Raw genomic sequence first — 2,344 nt, 5'->3', positions numbered from 1 at the left:
TTCAAAGAACTACTTGGTCGCTCATTTGCGACTTCCTTATGTTAACATCTTCGTTAGTTAATGTCAACTAAGTTTTTTATTTCGTTTGTCGCTTGCGACGTTAATGTCATCGGCGACTTGTCCTATATTACACCTCTATATAATAATAGTCAATATTAATCTTTCATTTTTAAAAAAAAGATGAAAAATACTCTCATACCCCCTCTTTATTCCTCATACATATCAGTAAAATAACTGAAAGGAGTGTAGAACTTGTTCGATCCTTCTTTATTAAACACCATAAGCGCCCATTCAAGAAGCCCACACTATCATAGGAAGTTTCCCATCATTCTATTTTGGAGTCAAAAAAGCGGTTGCACTTCTCTTGCCAATTGGTTCTTTTACCAAATTGATTTATTGCAAACAGCTCTAAGTTATAATCCTTTCATTCATAATTATGAATATGATATATACAAAAGTACACCTGCTTATAGTGTACGACTAGGAGTAGCGTTGCGAGAAAAACAAAAAGAAACGTTTAAACTTGTTCGTAACCCTTATAGGAGAGCAGTCAGTTCTTTCGTATCCTTAATTGGACCTCCTTATATGGAAAATCCCGAATGGAAACCCATCCGAAAGTTTTTATATCAAGATGAAAATTCCCCCAAAGGGATCTCATTTAAACAATTTCTATACTATCTATTTATGAAAGGGGCTCACGCAAGTGATATTAACCCACATTTCACACAACAATATATAGCTGGTGAAGAAGAATATGTCACCAATTATATATACTTAGAAAACTTTGATCAGGAAATGAAAGAATTAGAAAAGCGTTTCGAATTAAAAAACGCACCAATAAATGAGTTCTCAACATCATGGCATCATCAAACTCCCGCCATGATTTATAAAGGGAATTTTAGCGAAGGCGATATTACTGATCCTTTATTTCCCCGTCATCCAACTTTTGAAAGCTTTTATGATACTGAATGTATACAACTTGTTCAAACAATATTTCAAAATGATTTCGACACATATAAATACAGCAAAGAATATCCATACTAATTTTAGTCTATTATCTTTGCTAAATAAAAAAGATACCTCATATATAAGGTATCTTTTTAACATTTCAATTATATAAATCATACTGTTTAACAGTCTCTATTCTCCACCTTGTTACCTTTTAATAGATTACATAACTTTTGCTTATCCGCCCATCCTACTCCAATTAAAACTAAACTTGCTCCCATTATTACTCTCCATGTCAAAGATTCATTTAATAGAATAATTGAAGTAACAATACTTATTAACGGTAATGCATTTAAATATAATCCGCTTACTGATGCTGAAACTCTCTCTAGCGCTTTATTCCAAAACCAATACGCTAAAATTGTTGCTCCAATAACAAGGTATATTACACTAAGTCCCGTTTTCCAAGTTTCAATCTTCGGTAAACCGTAATAAAGAATTTCTACCAGTGCAAATGGTAATAGAATAACAGCTCCGATAATTAAAGTTAATGTTGTAAAAACCTCGTTTGATAAATACTGTTCTTGTTTTGGTCGTTTTAGCAAAACCGTGTAGAAAGCAAATAGAAAAGTACTTAATAATATCAGTATATCTCCTATTAAAGACACTTCTTGATCAGCACTTTTAGATGGAATCGTAATAAAGAGTACTCCTATAGCACCCAATATAATTCCTATCCAATAATTCAATCGAATTTTCTCTTTCAAGAAGAATGCTGAAAAAAGAATTGTAACTAATGGTAATGCAGCATCTATGATACTAACATGTAATCCACTTGTTAAAGAAATACCATACGATGTGAACATAAAATACCCAGCTACACCGGTAAAAGCTAACAAACTCATTCTTTTCCATGGAACTTTTTTATGTACAACTGATTTTTGTAGTTGCTTAAATGAAAATAGCATACAAATTCCACCTGCAAAGAAAAGACGAATAAACAACAAAGTAAACGGCTGAATAGATTCTAACGCCCATTTTGTTGGTGCAATAGCTGTCCCCCATAATATAACAGCCACTAATAACATGCATATTTCTTTCATAATCCCCCACACCCATCAAAAATATATGTTAACTACCTTAATTATAGATTTTTTCTTATGTAAAATCCTTTAAAAACACAAAAGGTTATGCAAAAAGAGCTAGATTGCTACTTTTTGCATAACCTTTTTATATAAGATCACAAACATTCTTTTATATCTCGACTATACCCTTATAAAAGGTAATTCTTACCTTTATATTTTAAGTAATAAAAATATACACAAAAAAACCTAAGTCGAAACGACTTAGGTTTTTGCTTGGCGACGTCCTACTCTCACAGGGACAAGGTCCCAAC

Annotated in this window: 2 protein-coding genes; one reads left to right on the top strand and one right to left on the bottom strand. The window is 32.2% G+C overall.

The features are described 5' to 3' along the window. Nucleotides 1–252: 252 nt before the first annotated feature. Nucleotides 253–1,044, top strand: a complete 792-nt coding sequence (locus tag ACQRBL_RS30160; protein ID WP_098257062.1) for a sulfotransferase family 2 domain-containing protein — start codon at nucleotides 253–255, stop codon at nucleotides 1,042–1,044. A gap of 86 nt (nucleotides 1,045–1,130) precedes the next feature. Here the strand turns inward: ACQRBL_RS30160 and ACQRBL_RS30155 are convergent, their stop codons facing one another. Further along, entirely contained in the window at nucleotides 1,131–2,051 is a 921-nt protein-coding gene (locus ACQRBL_RS30155) for a DMT family transporter (protein WP_000658281.1), read from the bottom strand. Nucleotides 2,052–2,344 lie beyond the last annotated feature (293 nt).

Source organism: Bacillus sp. AF62 (assembly GCF_050312695.1).
GTDB lineage: Bacteria > Bacillota > Bacilli > Bacillales > Bacillaceae_G > Bacillus_A > Bacillus_A cereus.
This window is presented reverse-complemented; position numbering and strand designations above follow the sequence as displayed.

What these genes read in the sequence shown, in the direction of transcription:
- ACQRBL_RS30155 (WP_000658281.1), bottom strand. Translation starts at nt 2,051, where the DNA reads ATGAAAGAAATATGCATGTTATTAGTGGCTGTTATATTATGGGGGACA.